Below are 18,521 nucleotides of genomic sequence, written 5' to 3'. Positions count from 1 at the left end.
CCCAGACCGAATCCCTTTTCACGATCCCTCTCGGGATTATCGACCTGTACATAGCTTTTGAAGATATCCGCCTGTCTATCTTCGGGGATGCCGATCCCGTTGTCCCAGACGCTTATCTTTACGAGGTTGCCCCGCCTTTGGCAACTCACCAGAATATGCCCCTTCTTTCCTCCCTGTTCGGAAGGTGTGTAACGGACGGCATTGGTCACCATATTTCGGACGATCCGGTCCAACGCTTGTCGATCCGTACGGGTCAGATAGGGCCGGCTATGGAGTCTTAACTTCAGCCCCTTCGCCAGAGCTAGCGGCTGCATATCCACAACTATGCCGTGTAAAAGGGAAGGCAGCCCCACCTCCTGAATTTCTACACTCCAGGTGCCGGACTCGAGGCGGCAGATATCCAGTGTGCCGTTGATCATCCCTTCCATCGCATCCACTTGCCGTTGCGCAATCGAGACGTCTTCGGCCAGCCTGGTTGATTCAATGGTCCGCTCGATATAGTTCAACTTCAAGCCGAGTGTTGTGAGCGGCTGGCGTAAATCATGGCTTATCGCAGCGATAAATTGGTTCTTCTCCGCCATTGCCGCTTCGGCCTGCGAACGCGCCTCTTCGAGAATAATCTCTTTTACACATGCGCGCTCCTGGTTGTAACAAAAAAACCATGCGATGAGACAATAGCCAATTAGTTGACCCGCATACCAGGCCAACCATACCGGCCGTGCAAATAACATATAATCTCCCACGCTAAATACGAATGGGATAGTGCCGAGCACGAGTGAACCTAACGTTGCACGAAGACTAGGTGCGAGCAGCAGCACAGTAAATGTATAACTGATCAGCGTCAGCTCCAGGAAGCCAATCCTGCCGGAACCAGTGCCATGAAACTGGAATTGGAGGGGGATTAACCCAAAGCTACCCGCGGACCACCACACCGATGTCAGTACGACCAATACAGCCCATGCCCCGTGCATCTGCTCGACCGCGTTGACGCCCGCGTGCTTTGGAAGCGCCATGGTCCTTTTCAGCAAATATATTGCCATGGGAGCGGCCATCCCCCACAGTCCGAAAATCCAGACCACACGGAACAAACGATAAATATCCGACACCTTAATCCAAAAGTCGGGGATTATCCAATATCCAGATTTGAGCTCGAACAAGCTTCCTAACAGCGCCAACGCCATCCAATATACCGCTCGACGCGACAGTGATTCCAATAAATCGCGTTTAACGCGGAGATTCTGCTCGGCACTGAGTGCCGCAGCCGGTCCCCGAACAAGATTCATAAATTCAGCGAATCCGCGGTGCCAGATTTTGTGAGCTGTTTCACGCGCGCTCAGTGATATTCTGGCACCGGGCCTTTCGCCCACGTCAGAATCACGTTGTGTTTGAGTAGCGGACGCCATAGAAGGCCTCCTCGGAGGGTCACGTTCAGCATACGCCCCTTTGTGCTAGTAGTCTGTGCCAACGGTGCCCGGAATTGGGTGGAAGACCGTCAAAGCTGACAATCGAGGCTAAGTGTGCGGCGGTGCGCAGTACCAGCAACCCGCAGTTGTCCTTTTGTCGCGTCGACATGAATCCGTTACCCGGCGTGCGCCCCGCACTTTCAAGAAGTCACTTTAACGAATAGTCGAAAAGCGACACCGAACATTTGTTCGCCCCTTAAGGAACATTTGATACCGAGCATCAAATAATCGATCTAACTACAACTGACAAGGTTACGCGGCAGAACAATGCAGCATAATTCGTAACAAGGAGGGCGTAATTAACCGCGCGATAATTCAAATTCTTCTCTTCTCGCATGCCTGGTGCGAGTAGCAAACTATTATCGAACGGTGGGGAACATGCAGTCCATACATGCGCACCGTTGGTTTTGCGAGCAATCGCGGGCTAATTGGGGCGCGCGCGTGTAGGCACCATGTGTGATGCATTTCACCTCAATTGTCGGCGGCAATCGTGTGCTCTCTATTGCGCACCGACGAATTCGCCTGGCAGCGAAAAATCTGACGCGCGTGTCGGCTGCTACGTCCTCTGCCTATGTCAAAGCGGCCGTCCTAACCGAACCTGATTTGGTACTGAAGGAGTTAAGCCATGAAGACGAAAATTCTCGCGTCTGCAGCGCTCCTGGGCATTCTCTCGCTTGCGGGCGTAGCGCAAGCGCAGGATGCCTCCGCGCAGCAGGATGGGCAATCGGCATTGGCCAATGCCAGCAGTAACTCCGAGTATGGCGGAGTTTCAGGGAGCACCAGTGTAAGCGGCAGTATGGATCGCACGCGGTCGGCTACCTGCGGTCATCTTCCCCAATGCAACCCCGACAGTGGTCACTAGATAGTCACCCCTGAACAATTCGTTTCTCGTGCCGCCAGCGTCAAACCACCGCGTTGGCGGCAGCGAGAATGCAATCGTGCGGCACGCTCCACGCGAGGTGTCCGCCGGCGCGCCATGATGACCGACTGTGAGGCATCAGGGCCGACGCTGCTTCTTCACGCGTGGTTGCACACAGCGCGCCGCCCCCTCGAAGCGTGAGGCAGGACTACGCTTCTTTGGTGTCAAAGATCAGAAGATCCACACCTGCGTGCGCGAAGTTGCCCAGATCTGCCGCAGTCGCCTGGCCCTCGGGCGAGTCAAAGGCCGACTTGATGGCGTCGACCGAGTCGAATCGAAGCATCGCGACGAGATGGTAAGGCGAGTCGCCTTGCGCCAACGCCACCGGCCCCGTACTGATCTCGTAACTTTTCAGGCCCGGCAGCGTCTTCGCCAGTGGCGCATGGGTCGACGCGTAGTAGTCGTCGAATGCCTTGGCATCGGTTGGTTTTTTGTAGAGCGCGACAAGCTGGGCCATGGTTTTGTCTCCTGTAAGTCGACCTTGAAAGGATGGTTTGCTTCTCCAGCTGGCGCAGATGGATAACACCATCTGCGGTTGCGCCAGTGGACAGTTCGTTGAGTCTATGAAACCTCCGCGAGAGTTCAAGCCCGCTCGGAGTGCCGCCGCTCAGCGAATTGCGCAGCGCCTGACCGAAGGAAGCGGGAAGGTGCGGCGCCTGCCCACGCTGCTCGTGCCGAAAACGTCGAAAAAGAGCTGACATCTGTCTGGCCGATCGACTTCGCATAGAGCGGATAAACAGCTCGGAGCGTTCGGATTTGGCACGCTGGTGGGCGATACGGCTGCGGATCCACCGCGTGTTAGCGCTTGCCATGTGCAAGCAGAGGTTCAGGGCAATCCGGAAGGTTGGCGAGCAGGTGGCCGGGTTTGCTGCGGGGGATCTGGTCAGGAGTGCAGCGCGCCGAGGCCTTGCGTCATCCAATGCTGCCGCGACGGGAGGCCAGTTGTGGAGTGGGCGAACGTTCTACTCTGTCCTCATCCGTTTTGCGGCTGTGGTTCAGCATAGGCAACCCGCACTGGCGGCACGAACCACGCAAGCCCCAGGCCGACCAGCGTCGCCACGGAAGCCACCATGAGGCCAACGTGGATCGAATCCACGAGCGCGCTGCGCGCCGAGTTCATCATCGCATCGCCCGCGTGGCCGGCGCTGACGAGGCGATTGACCAGGGCGGCCTGTTCGGCGCGGTCCACCAGGAGCTCGGGGCTCGCAAACGACTTGAACCACTGCGTCGCCTCGTACGAGTCCAGCGAGCGATGCACGCCCATTGTGTAAAGACGCCCGAGTAGCGCGCCTGTCGTCACCGTGCCCAGCATGCCGCCGAACGTACGCAGCGATTGCAGCAGCGCGGTGGCCGCGCCGAGATGGTCTCGCGAGACGATCTGCTGCGAGCAGACTGTGAGGCTCGTCCCGACGAGGCCCAAGCCCAAGCCGCTCGCGCCCATGCAAGCCATCCACACGAGATGCGGCTCGTTGCCTCGCAGCGCGATCACCGCGAGGCTCGCTAAGGCGGACAGCGCAAAGCCGATGTAGAGCACTGCGTTGGCGCGCCGCACGCGGGTGATAAGTCGGTTGTTCAGAACGCTGCCGATCGTCGTGCCGAGAAGGAGCGGCGTGATAAGCATGCCCGACGCGTGCGGCGACATTGCAAAGCCGCCCTGGAACAGCAAAGGCACGTAGAAAACGAGCGAAAACAGCGCGAACCCGCCCAGCAGCGACATCGCAAACAGCACGCCGAGCTTACGGTCGAGCAGCATGTCGACGGGAATGATCGGATAGCCCATGCGCTTTTCCCAGAAGAACAGCGTCAACGCACACACCATTGCGACGGAACCGAGCCCGATCGTCGATGTAGTCCATCCTTGTCTCGGCAAAAGCTCGATCGTCAGTTGCAGCGCGCTGAAGGTCAGGGCGACGACGAAAGCGCCAAGCCAGTCCAGATGCAGTCGCGCGCCGTCTCGGGCGTGACGCAGATGCGGCAGGAAACCGCGCACAAAAAAGAACGCGACGACACCCACTGGCACATTGACGAAAAACACGAGCCGCCAGCCGCCATGCTGGGTCAGCAAGCCGCCGATGGTCGGCCCGACCATGTTGGCAATGCCGAACGCCGAGGTGACGAAGACGAGCCAGCGCAGGCGCAGCCTTGGATCGGGGAACAGGTCGGCGACGGTCGCGAACACCGTCCCCATCATGATGCCGCCGCCGATGCCCTGTAAGCCGCGCGCGAGCACGAGAAACAGCATATTGCTCGCCGTCCCGCAGAGCACCGACGCGAATGTGAAGACGGCGATGGCGGCCAGCATGAAAGGCTTGCGGCCGAACAGGTCGCCAAGACGTCCGAAGATCGGGATCGTGATGACAGACGCGAGCATGTAGGCCGTCGCCACCCATGCATAAAGATCGAAGCCCCTGAGTTCTGCGACGATGCGCGGCAACGCGGTGCCTACGATGGTCTGGTCGAGCGCGATCAGCATCGACACGGACGCGACGCCCAGCATCGCCATCACCGACTCGCGAAACGGCAACAGTTGCCGCCCTTGATCGTGGACCTCGATACGAGTGGTCATGGAGCGCTCCTCGCCGCGTGAAGCGACCGATCTGCCGGGCCGCGTCCGCCTTTCGGCAAACCGTTGCCGCCACCGGGGCTATTGCCTTTGGAGCAGTATAGGGCGGCGTTCGGAACGACGTGGACACCGATGAAGTCGCCGACGGCCACATCATCTGTCTCGAGCAGGCCGAAACCGCCGCCGAGGTCGGCTGTCGTCCATCTGTCCAGCAGAGCGACACCCGCGGGCGGGAGTCCCCGTCTGGATTCAGGGTATGCGGTGATGCCATCGACGCGTAGCTGAATCGGCAGCGTCGATGGCATCACCTCAGGCCATCGTGATCAAGGCATCAGTACTGCATCGATGACGTGAATCACCCCGTTCGACTGCACCACGTCGCTTATCGTCAGGTGTGCGACGCCGCCCTTCGCGTCAGTGACGGTAATCCACTTGCCGTCGCGGCCGAGCGTCAGCGTTTCGCCTTCGACCGTGGTCAGGGTCGCTTTGCTGCCACCCTCCCGGATTGCACGATCGAGGTCGCGCGCGGTGAGGCGCCCGGGCACCACGTGATAGGTGAGGACCTTCACCAGGCTGCTCTTGTGCTCAGGCTCGAGCAGCATCGGGACGGTGCCGGATGGCAGCGCGGCAAACGCCTGATCGGTCGGCGCGAACACCGTGAAGGGCCCCGGGCCCGATAGCGTGTCGACCAGCCCCGCCGCCTGGACAGCGGCCACCAGCGTCGTGTGATCGCGCGAGTGGACCGCGTTCTCGACGATGTTTCTGCTCGGATACATGGCGGCTCCGCCCACCATCACGGTGCCGCTCGTTTCCGCCGCCCGCGTGGCGATCACTGGCGCGGTTGCGCCGATGGCGAGCGCGACGGCTAACGCCGCGCCGAATTTGCTGCAATTGTGGAATCGCATTTTGGATCTCCGTCGAAATGAGCCCGCTTCCGGTACTGGAAGTGCGTGCAGATACGAACGGAGCATGCAAAAGGATGCAACGCGCTCAGGCTCCTGTCACGTTGCCGGTGGCGACCACTGGGCCCGTGGGCTGACCGGTGGGCGAGCCGCCAGGAGGCTCGACGGAAACGGCGAGGGTCGCCTTTGGCGCTATCTGGGCGAGGACGTCGCGGCTGAGCGAGAGAGTGGTCGGGCGGTCGGCTTCCATCACGCCCAGTGCGATCGGCTTCTCTCCGGGCGGAATGAGCCACAACTCGGTCGAGCGGTCCGGCCAGCGCGCACCGTCCCCTGAAGGCACGATCACCACGCGCGAGCCCCTGACGTCGACGGTTGCGGTCCAGTGGGCGCCGCCGCCGCCTGGTGCGAGGCTGGCGACCAGATAATTTGCGGCAACCGCCTGTGGGCGCAGCTCATGGAGCGAAACGACGACGGCCGCGAGGCTCGCGGCGGCCACGCTCGCGCCGATCCCGATCCAGCGCCACGGCCGCACATCATTCCACCAGCGCACAGGCGGCGTGGTGCGACGTCGCTCGGGCGCCGGCGCGTCGAAGCCTAACTCGGCACCGACGCGCGTCCACACGCGCGACGGCGGAGCGACTTCATCAATGTCGTCTGAGAGGGGAGCAAGACGCTCTTGCCACAAGGCGACGCGCTCGGCCATGCGCGCATCGCGAGCGATTTCGTCCTCGAGTTCGCGGCGCTCTGCTGTCCCCATCAGACCGAGGACGTACTCGGCGCTGCGGATTTCGTCATCGTCGTCGGAAAGAGGGGGGCTCATTCGAGACAGCCTTTGAGCTGGATCAGGCTGCGCCGGATCCAGCTCTTCATCGTGCCGAGCGGAACGCTCGCGCGTTCCGCCAGTTCACTATACGTTGCACCGGAGAAAAAGGCTGCACGCACCGCCTCGCGTTGCGGCGCTCCGAGCTGTTCGAGGCAGCGTTCAAGCCGCTGTCGCTGCTGGCTTTGCTCGGCGAGCGCGGCGGGCGACGGGGTGTCGTCGGCAATTTCAGGCTCGCTTTCGTCGTCGTCCCAAAGCGATTCGCGGTGCTGGCGCAGCCGGTCGATCGAGCGGTTGCGCGCGAGCGTAACGAGCCACGTCATCGCACTCGAGCGCGATGGATCAAAAGTGCTCGCGCGCTGCCACACGGTGACATAGACCTCCTGCAGGATGTCCTCGGCTTCGCCGCGATCGCGCAGCATTCTCAGGCAGGTGCCGAAGAGCTTCGATGAAGTCAGACGATACAGTTCGGCAAATGCCGCCTTGTCATGATCTCGCGTCTGTAGCAACAGCCTGGTGAGGTGCTGCCTGCGGCGCGCGTCAGCATCGGCATCGGCCGTGAGGCCTGCATCCTCTGCTCTGTCGTTGCGTGACGTATCCATCATCCGCTAAAGCTCGTGATAAGCCCGTGATCGGTGCGCGGCAAAAACAGCCGCTTGCGCTAGCAGTTTAGACGCATCTGCCGATGGTGCTTGAGCCTTTGGTAGCGGGCGTGGATGGAGTATTGCCGCGGCGTGGCAGCACGATCTTTCCGGATTTGTCACCGGATCCAGACGAACTTCCTGCAATCCACATCAACTGCCGACGGCGGAGCAGAATCCAATTTGGTGCGTCGCAGCAATTTGTGTTATATTGTTACCCTGTTGTCGTCTTGCGCCAAGTCTTGCGCTTCCTTCGCGCCCGCTCGTATCGGCGGGCCGCGTTCATTGCCCGTTGCGATCCCACAATTCGTATCCGCCTGTAGCCGTGGAACTTGCATGGCTTTGCCACTGTGGCATTGGCGGCCGCTGGCCTCGCGATCGCTGGGCAAACCCGTCCAGGAGAATGTATGGCAAAGGTTGATCGGAGCAATTCACGTCCAGACACAGCTGCGTCCGCGCTGAACGCGTCGGCCCGGCGCGCATTGAAGGGCAAGCCCGCCGCAACCCTGCTGCCGATGGATACGGTATCGCGGGACGAAGAGCAGCAGCGGCAGATGCGCGCGCTCATCCAGCTCGGCAAGGAGCGCGGCTACCTGACTCATGCCGAAATCAACGATCACCTGCCGGACAACTTCGCGCAGACCGCGGCCATTGAAACCATTGTCAGCACCTTCAATGACATGGGCGTAGCAGTCTACGAGCAGGCGCCCTCGGCGGAGGCGCTGCTTCTGAACGACGTGGCGCCGGCAGCCGTGTCGGACGATCAGGCCGACGAGGAGGCCGAAGTCGCGCTTTCCACCGTCGATTCCGAATTCGGGCGCACGACCGATCCCGTCCGGATGTACATGCGTGAAATGGGTGCGACCGGATTGTTGACTCGCGCGGGCGAGGTTGAGATTGCGAAGCGCATCGAAGACGGCCTCCACGAAATGGTCCAGGCGATTGCGGCCTGCCCGGCGACGGTCTGCGCAATCCTTCTGAGCGCGAAGCAGGTCGAAGCCGGTGAACTGCGCATCGACGAACTGGTTGACGGTATCAATGAGGAAACCGAATCGGTCGAACTGTCCGCGCAGGATCTGGCTGAAACACCGGACACCGAGCAGGCCACCGCTGACGGCGACGACGCCGGGAGCGACGACGGCGATGATGACGGCGAGATCGAAGAACGGGACACGGCGAGGGCGAACGAAGCGCGCCTGAAACAGCTCACGAGCGACAGCCTCGTGATATTTGCCCGAGTGAGCGAGCTGTTCGAGCAGATTCCAGGTATCGACGCGGCGCGAGGGAAGGGACAGGCGTCCCGCGCGCGCCTGTATGAAGCGATCCAACGCGAGCTGGCGCCCATCCGCTTCACTGCGCGAACCATCGATCGGCTATGTACCGATGTGCAGCAGCAAGTCGCGCAGGTGCGCGCGGTCGAGCGGCATATTCTGCAAATTGCCGTCGACCGGTGCGGCATGCCGCGCGAGAAGTTCGTCGAGTCGTTTCCGGGACACGAAACCGATCTCGCGTGGACTGAAAAGACCGCGGCGGCGTCGCGCGAGTACGGCGCCGCGCTCGAACGCAGTCTGCCGGCGATTCAGGCCGAACAGCAAAAGCTGATGGATATCGAAGCGAACGCCGGACTGCCGTTACAACAGTTGAAGAAGATCAACCGGCAGATGATGGCGGCCGAGTCGAAGATGCGGCAGGCGAAGCGCGAGATGATCGAGGCCAACCTGCGCCTTGTGATCTCCATTGCGAAAAAGTATGTGAATCGGGGCATGCACTTTCTGGATCTCATCCAGGAAGGGAATATCGGCCTGATGAAAGCCGTCGACAAATTCGAATATCGCCGCGGCTGGAAGTTTTCAACTTACGCAACGTGGTGGGTACGGCAGGCAGTCACGCGGTCGCTTGCCGATCAGGCACGCACGATCCGGGTGCCCGTGCACATGATCGAGTCGATCAACAAGCTGAACCGGATTTCCCGCGAGATTTTGCAGCAGACCGGACGCGAGGCCCATCCCGCCACGTTGGCGCAACGCATGGAGCTGTCGGAAGAGAAAGTTCGCGGCATGTTGAAGGTCGCAAGGCAACCCGTATCGCTCGAAACGCCAGTGGGCGAAGATGCCGACGCGACGCTCGGCGATATGATCGAAGATCCGATGGCGGCATCGCCCGCGGATGCGGCCGTGCAGGCGAACCTGCGCGCCGCGATCGATGAGGCGCTCGATGCATTGTCGCCGCGTGAAGCGAAGGTATTGCGCATGCGTTTCGGGATCGATACCCCGTCTGACTATACGCTCGAGGAGCTGGGCAAACAGTTCGACCTGACGCGCGAACGGATCCGGCAGATCGAAAGCAAGGCGATGCGAAAACTGCTGCACCCGAGTCGCGCCGCCAGGCTCCGGCCATTTCTCGAGCATTAACACGCGGTCGCGTGCATTGGCCGCGCGTGTTGTTTCGGCGGGCGGCATGAGCACACGATCGTCGGCCCGATAGTGGCGATTTTTCCGGCACGCACCGGGCCGCGCTTGCCCGGTGCGCGTCGTGCCCCAAGGAACAATGGGGTCGTCGGACGTTACAGCCTGCTCACAACAGGACTGCCTGCTGCAAAAGCTCCAGAGCCTTCAATTCATCCAGCCTCCCGGTGCGCGCCTTACCTGCCAGCGTCTTGATCAATGCCTCCGCGATTGGCGCGATACCGTGGAGATTGTCCAGGCTGGTGGAAGCGGGCAGTGGCGCGAGGTTTTGCTGCGGGAGTGCAGCGGGCGGAAGCGACTCAAGGGTTGCCGATGTGACTGCCGACAGCGTCTCATCGCTTCCTTCAGATGAGGAACGACCGGAGGCCTCGGCGGGGGCGCCGCTGATGTGATCCTGCTCGCTGACGACGATCGCCTCTTTCTCTTCTACGACCTCCGCTGACGCAGGCGAGGCGCTTTGCGTCTCGATCGCGACGGCTGCCTGCGCGCGCCGCGTGTGCGTCTTCGCGGTGACGCGTTTGCCTCGCGCATCATCCGTCGATGCAGCCACGATCGGCTCGCGGTGTTCCCCAGATCCACGGCTGCGCGAAGCAGGGGTCAGCAAACGCGATACCGACTCGGGAATTTCTGCTTCCGAGCGCGGTGTGTCCAGCCAGCCAGCTGGTAAACCAAGTCGCTCCGTGAAGCGGATTGCCTCGACATCGTCCATGCGTTTCTTGCCATATAGCCGATGGGCCATGTTGGATCCGGTCATGGACATGACTACACCAAGTCTTGCCTTGGATCCGTTGCGGCCCGTGAGGACATGGAGATTATGTCGTCGAACATTTTCGACCGTGACGCTGTCGTCTAACGCTAGCGGTTGCTGCTGAGTCGCTTCAGAAGCGGCCCTGGACTTCGAAGATGAACCTTTTACTCGCGTATGCGTGCCAGTCTGTCTGGCCATCTGGTTTTGACTCTTTTTGACGGCCACCGGCGACCCGCCCGTTGCTTTCTTTGGCATTTCCGTTTCCTCGGACAGGTTATCTTCAAGAATTGATTGTTGGCTGCCGTTCGGGACGGAAGCCGGCATGAGCGCTTCAGACGTAAGCTCTGGCTCGTTGTCTGCGTTGACAAAGTCGAGCGGTGACTTCAGGCGGGCGATGGTTTCGGGCGCGAGCGTAGGATGGGGCTGGTCAAAGAATCCATGCGGCAGCCCCAGCGTGGTTTCCATATGGAAAGCGGTCTCGGGCGTGAATCTTTCGCCCTTCATCAATTCAGCCACTCGCGTCATGTTCGATTCGAGTCCGAGCGCGATATTTTCTGCACCCACCGCATCGACGAGAAACTGAAACGATCGTGTTTTGAAAATCGACGCTGTCTGGGAGGAGTCTCGAGGAGGCGCTTTCACGTACGGTTGTCCCTGCCGGTTGGACGGAGACTTTTTCGCGTGGCGAGGTTGGCGTTGGCCGCTGTCCCGAGGTCCCGCATATCGTCCGCGGGTTTGACTCATAAAATAGGGCTCCGTGCGATCATTGATGTACTGTCTTCCGGATTATAGATGAGGCAATGCCCGCATCTGGTGGGTTAGCCTCTCCGCGAAAGGAGCCGGCTAAACTCGATCTAGCGATACCCTGTTTCGACCGGTTGCTTTGGCGTTGTACAGCGCCTCGTCAGCCGCCCTGATCACGGCGGCTACGTCGTCATCACTCGAAGGCTTGCAGCTCGCCGCACCGATGCTGGCCGTCACGCAGCCATGCTCGCGGCCCTCGTGTTTGATCGAGCACTCGCAGATGGCGGCACGAATCTTTTCCGCGATGACCGACGCCCCAGCAGCGGGCGTATCCGGCAGTACGACGATGAATTCCTCGCCACCGTATCGTGCCGCGGTGTCAGCGGGACGACGGATACTGTCGGTAATGCAGCGTGCGACTGTCGCGAGGGCATCGTCGCCAGCCTGATGTCCGTAAATATCGTTGTATGCCTTGAACTGGTCGATATCGACGAACAGCAGAGACATCACGCTGCGCATGCGTTTCGCACGACGCCATTCCATATCCAGGATTTCGCCCAGACTGCGCCGGTTGTTCAGCCCTGTGAGGCCGTCGGTGCGTGCGAGCAGTCGCAATTCCGACTCGGCTCGCATCCGCTGGCGCAACTGGATTCCGAGTAACGACGCCAGGCCGATGAAGGCCGACCCGAAGACGATCATGAGCGTACCGATCGTCAGAGCGCGTCGGCGCCACGCGGCGTAGACATCTTCTTCCGCGGCGGCCACCATGATGATCAAAGGTGCGGAAGGGAAGTTCCGGAACCAGTAGAGACGGCGAATCCCGTCGATCGATGCGGTGTCCTCGAAACTGCCTTCCGGTTCTGAGATGAAGCGCCGGAAGGTGCTGGCGTTGCTGATATCACGGCCGACGATGCGGGGATCGTACGGCTGGCGCATCAGCATCACTCCGTCCTTGCCGATCAGTGAAAGCGAGCCGTGCGGGCCGAGCGCCAGTCCCGCGAACAGGTTATGGAAATATTCGAGGTTGACGGACAGCAGCACGATGCCAGCGAACGATCCATCAGCATTTGAGACGCGCCGCGTCAACGCGATACTGGGGGCGCCCCCTCTAAGCCGTGACTCGTAGGGGTCACTGACATAGAGTCCGACACCGGGATTGTCGCGATGAATCGTGAAATATTTTCGATCGGCGAAATTAGCTCGCCGCGGCACATCACTGCCGGAGTCGAGAATGATGTTGCCGCTCGCGTCGAGTACCAGCATCGAACCCAGATATCTGGCGCTCGCCGCGCGGTCGAACAGTAATTCGCGGCGCAGGCGGGGTGGCAGTGACATGACATCAGGGTCTTTCAGCCCGTCCACGACTGCCTGTAACGACAGCTCGTAAAGCTCGAAATTGCGCTCGATGTCACGCTCCGCGACGAGCGCGATATCGCGCAAGGTATCCCGCGTGTGATTCAGTGCGTCCTGACGGCTCTGGTAGAGAACGAGCCCACATAGGCCCACCATGACGATCGCGATCAGTGCCCCGGAGCCCGCGACAAGCAGCGACGATGAGGCGAATAGGTGCCGGAGGCGTTCGCGGAAATCCGCGATCAAACGGTTTCCAGTCTTTATCATCTTGATTTGACGAGACAGCCGTGACGAAGTGCGGGGCCTGGTCGTGGTGAAGGACGGTGCAAGGCCCGCGCTATCTTGCAACGCGCGCTTTCGCGCGGCGATAGCTATTACGGACGCAAGACTACCCGATTTTCAACGAGGGTGGAGGAAAACCACTCTCGGGTTCGCTCCTTGTCCGACCGGTGCCACAGTGAAGGGAATCGAGGCGAATGTTGTCCGTTGGTTTGCAACCGTTGCCGCCGCCTGGGAAATATGTCGGATAGAACGCGTTCAAGACCGACCGACAGAAAATTCTGCCCATTAATCCGTTTGCGCGAAACCAGCCTGACGTCGAAGTAATGGAGACACGCTAGCGGCTGTGCACAAGAAGGGCGATGCGTCGCTGTATATATTGACGTAGCCCCTCGCCTGGAGACCGCGGGCTTCGCTAACCTGATCTGTCGCGTGGTCGTTTGCGGTGCGTTATGTGATCTGCTAGAAGGCGCCGCATCGTAGTCAGTAGAAGTTGCCCATCTACCGGTTTGCGGAGAAACCCATCATAGGCGACGAACGCGGGCGGGCTGGGCTCTCCCGAAACCAGGATGAAAGCAGCGTCGGCGAGGTTCGGAAGAGTGCGCAAACGGTGACATAGCTCGCTCCCCGACATGACCGGCATGCGCCAATCGGCGACCACCACATCGACGGGCGATTCAATGAACATTCTTAATGCCGATTGGCCGTCGCTCGCGCTTCTTACTTCGAATCCGTCGGCGACGCAAGTGGCGCTCCACGCAGCCAATGTCTCCACGTCATCGTCGACCAAGAGCACGCTCGCCATACAAAGTTATCCGGATCGAAAACCTGTTCGTCAGCGTGGTGCGTGCAGAGTTCACGAGGGGCGAATCAATATGTGCTGTGGAGGCCCCTTGATCCGGTTTTGCGGTGAGACCTGTTGTACGTTTCGGATTAAGCGTATGCTAAAAACGTACAAGTAACAAAAGCGTACAAAACCATTCGGCAAGGTTGCCACGAAGCTGGGACGCGGCCGGCGGTTTGTACGTTAGCGATGCGATGTACGTTAAGTGAGGGACGGCGCGGAACAAACGTACATCGAACCGGGCTGAAGTGGTGTGCAGTCCGGGCCGACTATCAAGGCGCCAGGCAAACGCGCCTATCGCTCCGACGAGGCAGCGGAGGCATTCGAACATCTCGCGCGCGGCCCGTTCGGCAGATGCAATTCCGGTGCCGGGCCGGGCAGCCCGACCACATAGACCCATGGAAAAATACCGCGCTCGTGTTTGTCGCTGAATACCAGTTGCATGCCATATCCGGCCGGGCGAATCTCCAGAATGGCTATATCGGACGGCACGACGAGCGCCCTTCCATCGAGCCGCAACCGCCGGCATTCGGCGCAGGGGCACGCCAACCGAAGCGCGCGGGAAGTGATCCGTTGTGCCGGACCGTCATTCCAATGCAGCGTTAGCGTCTGTGCATCGAATTCGATCTGCCGTGGAGTCTTCATGCTGTCGCTTGCTCAAGCTGCTGCAGCGCAATTCTGGCCGCCTTGCGCACTTCGGGATCGGCGTCGCCGCAGGCTTCACGGAGTGCCGCCGCTGTCGAGGGGGCGCGCAGTTCGCCGAGCGCAAGCGCCGCTTCCTTACGTAGATTGCTGATCGCGTGCGCCAGCAGTGCGACGAGCGGCGGTGCCGCGGCACGGTCGCTCAACTGTCCCAACGCACGCGCTGCACGCAGGCGCACCTGCCAGTAGTCGTCGTCGAGCGCGACGATCAACGCGTCGCGCGCCGATGCGACGCGCAGCTTGCCTAGTGTGGTCGCGGCCTCCTCACGGACTTGCCACACCGGGTCACGCAGCGCTTGCAGCAACGCAAGCGGGGTGGCGCGATCGTCTCCCTGTGCGTAACCCAACGCACCGATCGCCGCGCGGCGAATATCGGCGCTGCTGTCGGATGCGGCGATACGGGCAAGCGGCGCGAGCGCGCGCGCATCCTTCAGCCATCCGAGCACGCCGACGGCTTCGACGCGCACACCGGGATCGTCGTCAGCAAGGGCGTGCAAGGCAGGGGCGAACGCATCGGCGACACGCAACTCGCGCAACGCGCGCAGTACCGCGGCCTTCACGAACGGTTCGGGTCGATCGAGCCAGCCGCAGAGCACCGCGCCCGATGATGCATCCTTCAGCTCCGACAGACTTGATGCTGCGGCCCGGCGCACCTCGTCATCGATGTCGATCAACGCATGACACAGCGCTTCAACAATGTGCGGCTCTTCCCACGCCCCAAGCACGCGTGCGGCTTCACTGCGCACGGTGGCGGAGTCGTCGTGTTTCAGCGCCGCGACAATGAGTTGCAACGCGTCGGGGTCTTCGAGGTCGGCAAGTTCGATCAGCGCAATGCGCCGGACCGCTGCATCTGCATCCGACAGGCGCGGCAACAATGCAGCGGCTTCCGGTGCGAGCGTTTGCGGATCGTAGGTCAACAGGTTCGGGGCGGACATGAATGCTCGAATAGTGGAGTCGCGGCGTCACTCGGCGTCGCGCAACAGTGAAAGGCATCGGCGCTTGATGTCGACGAACGCTGGATCGAGCGTCGAATCGTCGGACCGGGGTCGTGCAAGCGGCACCGCAATATCCGCGACCACGCGGGCAGGCCGCTTCGACAGCATCAGGATGCGATCCGCCAGAAACAGCGCTTCTTCGATATCGTGCGTGACGAACACCACCGTCGTGCGCACCTTTGTCCAGATATCGAGGAGCAGCGTCTGCATCATGCGGCGCGTTTGCGCGTCGAGCGCGCCGAACGGCTCGTCCATCAGCAGCACGCGTGGCCGGTTGATCAGCACGCGCGCGATTTCGACGCGCTGCTGCATGCCGCCGGACAGTTGCGCGGGGTAGTGCGAGTCGAACCCGCCAAGTCCAACGAGTTCGAGCAGATCTGCGGCTCGCCCGCGCCGCTCGTTCGCGCCGACGCCCTTCATCTTGAGGCCGAACGCGACGTTGTCGATCACGCGCTTCCATGGAAACAGCGTGTGTTGCTGAAAGACGAGCCCGCGCTCGGGATGCGGGCGATCGACCGTTTCGTCGTCGACGGCGATCGTGCCATGTGTCGCCGCGATATGCCCCGCGATCGCGGCGAGCAAGGTCGACTTGCCGCAGCCCGAAGGACCCAGCACGCAGACGAACTGGCCGGGCGCGATGTCGACGTCGAGACCGTCTAGTGTCGCGATGCGCGCCTGGGGCGGCCCCACTTCGACAGAAACCCCGCGCACGTTGACACGGGCGGGCGCGTACGCGGTTTCGATGGCGGCGCTGGTCATCGGCGTGTCTCCTGTAGGCGGTACCAGGGTGTGAGCGCGACGCCCAGACGCTTGACGAGCGCGCTACTGCCCATGCCGAGCGCTCCGATCAGCGCCATGCCGACGACGATGTCGGGATAGTTCTGCAACGTATACGACTCCCACGTGAAATAGCCGATACCGTACTGGCCCGCGATCATCTCCGCCGTCACCAGACAGAACCACGCGGTGCCCATGCCGATCGCAAGGCCCGTGAAAATGGCGGGCGCAGCGCCTGGCAGCACCACTTCCTTGTAGAGCGCGAGCGGCTTCGTGCCGAGACTACGTGCGGTCGCGACGAGCCGCGGATCGACGGCTTCCACGCCATGCACCGTGTTGAGCAGAATCGGAAACAGCGCGCCGATGAACGTGATGAACATCATGCTGAGTTCCGACGACGGAAACATCAGGATCGCAAGCGGTATCCACGCGACGGCGGGGATCGGGCGCAGCACCTCGAGCGCGGGCAGTGCCGTGTCTTCGACCGCGCGATAACGGCCAATCGCGAGGCCCAGGCCGACACCCACGACAGCCGCCGCGCAAAAACCCGCGAGCACGCGCCAGATGCTCGCGGCCAGATGCATCGGCAGCTTCGGCGAATGCAGCAGCGACCACAGCGCGGGCAGCGCATCGGATGGCGCGGGCACGTTGGCGAACGTGATGAAGCCCGTCGATAGCCGGAAGTGCACGGCAAGCTGCCAGAGCGCGACGCATACCGCCAGCGATGTCACGCGCCGCGCGCGGCGCAGGGTCGTCGCCGTGAAGAAAGGAGTGCGCCGGCGCGTCGATGCGCGGTTGCCCTGAAGTTCGAAGGTGGCGGCCATAGTGTGTCCCGATGTTGCGCGACGATGGAATGCGCCTAGCGCGACGCGACGGCTTGCGCGGCGCCCGATTGAGCAGCGGCGTAATCGACCACCGATCCCGACCCCTGTTGCGCGTAACGGTCGGCGCCCGCTCTCAGCAGGAATGCGGTGATCGCGCCGTGCGAATCCTTCACGTACCACGCCTGATTCGCGAATAGCTTGAGGCCGCTTGCGTGGTCGTGAACGAACACGGCACGTGGCTTTGCGCCCGACTGCGCGATCTTGTTGAGCGCCGCGAAGGCTTCCTCAGGCGACGCGTAATTGCGGACTTTCTCTTCGTTGTCGAGCCACACCTGGGCCACGTCGTTGAAGTCGCGGATCGGCTTTCCTGTGACGGCGTCGTTCGCGATGAGCGGCTGCCTGGCATAGTTCTTAAGCTGGGCATCGTAGTCGAGGCCGGATTCCTTGAACGCTTCGCGAATGTAGCGGTCGTCGATAAACGTGTTCGCGTTCAGATCGACATCCGTTTTCTTCAGCAGCTTGAGCGTTTCGATCGCGGTCGCCGTGGCCTGGCGATACTCGGGCTTCCACGTGAGGTCGCGGGTCTGGATACCGAGCGGGCCGTGATAGAGATAGTCGACGGGCGCTTCGATACCGGTCGTCTTCTGGATCAGCAGGCTGTATTTCTCGGGGTCTTGCGCGATGAGCCCGTTTGCCTCGATGGCGGCGCGCAGATACGCGACGACCACTTCGGGGTACTTCTGCGCATAAACTGCATCGACGAGTGCGCCGTGATAGGTTGGCGCGTGACTTTGCGCGCCGTCGTAGATCTTGCGCGCGAAGCCGCGATAGGGGAACAGATCCGCGAACGGCACGAAGTCGGCGTGCGCGTCGATCTTCTTCGCCTTCAACGCGCTGCCCGCCACTTCCGGTGCCTGCGTGATGATGTTCACGTCGGTGTCCGGATTCCAGCCTTGCGCCTTGATCGCACGCAACAACATGCCATGCGATGTCGACGCGAACGGCACGGAAATCGTCTTGCCCTTCAGGTCGGCAATGGAATGCAAGGGCGAACCCTCGGGCACGACGATGCCGTTGCCGCTTCCGTCGACGCTGCCGGACAGCACGGCGATGAAGATGCTCTTGCGGCCTGCCTTCTGGAACGCCGCGCCATTCAGCGCGCCGGGGAAATCGGCCATCGCGCCGAAATCGAGCTTGCCCGCGACCATCTCGTTGGTCATCGGCGCGCCGGACGTGAAATCTTTCCATTGCACGTCGTAGCTCACGTCCTTGTACTTGCCGGTGTGCGGCAGATACTTGTCGAGCAGATGAAGTTCGCGAATCAACAGACCGCCCGTCGCGCAGTTGATGGTCGTGTCCTGTGTGCCGATGGCGACTCGGATCGTTTCGGCCTCGACGCTGCCCGCGGCAACGGCGAGCATGGCGACGGCAAGGAAGCGGGGCAGGGCATAGCGGATGATCATGAGGCGGCTCTTCGTGGGT

General features: G+C 61.4%; 16 protein-coding genes. 1 reads left to right on the top strand and 15 read right to left on the bottom strand.

Annotated elements, in window-relative coordinates; genetic code table 11:
• From EVC45_RS29430 to EVC45_RS29395, 7 genes are all read right to left on the bottom strand, one after another.
• Window positions 1–1,403: HAMP domain-containing sensor histidine kinase (locus tag EVC45_RS29430; protein WP_129961701.1), on the bottom strand; the 1,403-nt coding region annotated here is incomplete at its 3' end.
• Between the two features lie 1,127 nt (window positions 1,404–2,530).
• Window positions 2,531–2,839 (bottom strand): EthD family reductase, encoded by a 309-nt coding sequence (locus EVC45_RS29420; RefSeq protein ID WP_129961699.1) that lies wholly within the window; start codon window positions 2,837–2,839, stop codon window positions 2,531–2,533.
• Between the two features lie 516 nt (window positions 2,840–3,355).
• Entirely contained in the window at window positions 3,356–4,948 is a 1,593-nt protein-coding gene (locus EVC45_RS29415; RefSeq protein ID WP_129961698.1) for an MFS transporter, read from the bottom strand.
• A complete protein-coding gene (locus tag EVC45_RS47700; RefSeq protein ID WP_129961697.1) occupies window positions 4,945–5,250 on the bottom strand; it encodes a DUF3303 domain-containing protein in 306 nt (101 codons plus the stop codon). Before EVC45_RS47700 ends, EVC45_RS29415 begins: the two co-directional genes overlap by 4 nt.
• Window positions 5,251–5,268: 18 nt before the next feature.
• Window positions 5,269–5,850: a fasciclin domain-containing protein gene (locus tag EVC45_RS29405; protein WP_129961696.1), complete on the bottom strand. Its 582-nt coding sequence runs from the start codon at window positions 5,848–5,850 to the stop codon at window positions 5,269–5,271.
• Window positions 5,851–5,935: 85 nt separating this feature from the next.
• Window positions 5,936–6,667, bottom strand: coding sequence for an anti-sigma factor domain-containing protein (locus EVC45_RS29400; RefSeq protein ID WP_129961695.1), 732 nt, complete (start codon window positions 6,665–6,667; stop codon window positions 5,936–5,938).
• Window positions 6,664–7,272 carry a sigma-70 family RNA polymerase sigma factor gene (locus tag EVC45_RS29395; protein WP_129961694.1) on the bottom strand — a complete coding sequence of 203 codons (609 nt, stop codon included), beginning with the start codon at window positions 7,270–7,272 and terminating at the stop codon, window positions 6,664–6,666. The genes EVC45_RS29400 and EVC45_RS29395 overlap by 4 nt, the downstream gene beginning before the upstream one ends.
• 443 nt (window positions 7,273–7,715) lie before the next feature.
• On the opposite strand from EVC45_RS29395, the gene rpoD reads away from it, so the two are divergent.
• Window positions 7,716–9,719: an RNA polymerase sigma factor RpoD gene (gene rpoD / locus EVC45_RS29390; RefSeq protein ID WP_129961693.1), complete on the top strand. Its 2,004-nt coding sequence runs from the start codon at window positions 7,716–7,718 to the stop codon at window positions 9,717–9,719.
• 163 nt (window positions 9,720–9,882) lie between these two features.
• Here rpoD and EVC45_RS29385 read toward each other — a convergent pair whose 3' ends face one another.
• The 8 genes from EVC45_RS29385 to EVC45_RS29350 all read right to left on the bottom strand — a co-directional run bounded on the left by EVC45_RS29385 (window position 9,883) and on the right by EVC45_RS29350 (window position 18,502).
• A complete protein-coding gene (locus tag EVC45_RS29385) occupies window positions 9,883–11,265 on the bottom strand; it encodes a hypothetical protein (RefSeq protein WP_129961692.1) in 1,383 nt (460 codons plus the stop codon).
• A gap of 99 nt (window positions 11,266–11,364) precedes the next feature.
• Entirely contained in the window at window positions 11,365–12,885 is a 1,521-nt protein-coding gene (locus EVC45_RS29380) for a sensor domain-containing diguanylate cyclase (protein ID WP_129961691.1), read from the bottom strand.
• Window positions 12,886–13,312: 427 nt separating this feature from the next.
• Window positions 13,313–13,702, bottom strand: coding sequence for a PleD family two-component system response regulator (locus EVC45_RS29375; RefSeq protein WP_129961690.1), 390 nt, complete (start codon window positions 13,700–13,702; stop codon window positions 13,313–13,315).
• 333 nt (window positions 13,703–14,035) lie between these two features.
• Window positions 14,036–14,386 carry a DUF971 domain-containing protein gene (locus EVC45_RS29370; protein ID WP_129961689.1) on the bottom strand — a complete coding sequence of 117 codons (351 nt, stop codon included), beginning with the start codon at window positions 14,384–14,386 and terminating at the stop codon, window positions 14,036–14,038.
• Entirely contained in the window at window positions 14,383–15,378 is a 996-nt protein-coding gene (locus tag EVC45_RS29365; RefSeq protein ID WP_129961688.1) for a HEAT repeat domain-containing protein, read from the bottom strand. Before EVC45_RS29365 ends, EVC45_RS29370 begins: the two co-directional genes overlap by 4 nt.
• Window positions 15,379–15,405: 27 nt before the next feature.
• A complete protein-coding gene (locus EVC45_RS29360; protein ID WP_129961687.1) occupies window positions 15,406–16,197 on the bottom strand; it encodes an ABC transporter ATP-binding protein in 792 nt (263 codons plus the stop codon).
• Window positions 16,194–17,039: an ABC transporter permease gene (locus EVC45_RS29355; RefSeq protein WP_129961686.1), complete on the bottom strand. Its 846-nt coding sequence runs from the start codon at window positions 17,037–17,039 to the stop codon at window positions 16,194–16,196. The genes EVC45_RS29360 and EVC45_RS29355 overlap by 4 nt, the downstream gene beginning before the upstream one ends.
• Window positions 17,040–17,074: 35 nt before the next feature.
• Window positions 17,075–18,502 (bottom strand): ABC transporter substrate-binding protein, encoded by a 1,428-nt coding sequence (locus EVC45_RS29350; protein WP_129961685.1) that lies wholly within the window; start codon window positions 18,500–18,502, stop codon window positions 17,075–17,077.
• Between the last annotated feature and the right edge of the window lie 19 nt (window positions 18,503–18,521).

Origin of the sequence: Paraburkholderia sp. UYCP14C (assembly GCF_004197395.1) — a bacterium.
Classification (GTDB): Bacteria; Pseudomonadota; Gammaproteobacteria; order Burkholderiales; family Burkholderiaceae; genus Paraburkholderia.
Note: the sequence above shows the minus strand (reverse complement) of the source record. Positions and strands in the feature narration are given on the sequence as shown.